At 64.5% G+C, this 744-nt stretch carries 1 protein-coding gene; it reads left to right on the top strand.

What is annotated here, in order from left to right:
* Positions 1-37: 37 nt before the first annotated feature.
* Positions 38-744: thiamine pyrophosphate-binding protein (locus PA598K_RS35195; protein WP_260405773.1), on the top strand; the 707-nt coding region annotated here is incomplete at its 3' end.

Below are 744 nucleotides of genomic sequence, written 5' to 3'. Positions count from 1 at the left end.
AGGGTTAAGCGCTTAACCCTATGGAGAGGAGATTATTATGTCGACGTTGCGTTTATCGATGTCCCAGGCGCTGCTGAAGTTTCTGGATCAGCAGTATGTATCGGTGGATGGCCAGGAGTACAAGTTCGTGCAAGGCGTGATGGGAATCTTCGGACATGGCAATGTGACCGGTCTGGGCGAGGCGCTCGAGCGCAGTCCGGGCAGTCTGACCTATATCCAGGGCAAAAACGAGCAGGGCATGGTGCATGCGGCCGCCGCCTTCGCCAAACAGCGCAAGCGCCGCCAGATCTATGCCTGCACCTCCTCGATCGGTCCGGGAGCGCTCAATATGGTGACCGCTGCCGCCACTGCGACCGTCAACCGGATCCCGGTGCTGCTGCTGCCCGGCGACAACTTCGCCTGCCGCCAGCCCGATCCGGTGCTGCAGCAGCTGGAGGTGCCCGGCGACTACACGGTCTCGGCGGTCGACGCCTTCCGCCCGGTGAGCCGTTACTGGGATCGGATCGTAAGGCCAGAGCAACTGATCAGCGCGGCGCTGCAGGCAATGCGCGTGCTGACCGACCCGGCGGAGACCGGCGCGGTGACGCTGGCGCTGCCGCAGGATGTGCAGGCCGAGACGTATGATTACCCGGCGAGCTTCTTCGAGAAGCGGGTCCACATCATCGAGCGCCGTCCGCCTGCCGCAGAGGCGCTGGCCCGTGCCGGAGCAGCGATCGCTGGCGCGCGCCGTCCGCTCATCATCGC

The sequence above is a fragment of the Paenibacillus sp. 598K genome (genome assembly GCF_003851045.1).
Lineage (GTDB): Bacteria > Bacillota > Bacilli > Paenibacillales > Paenibacillaceae > Paenibacillus_D.
Note: the sequence above shows the minus strand (reverse complement) of the source record. Positions and strands in the feature narration are given on the sequence as shown.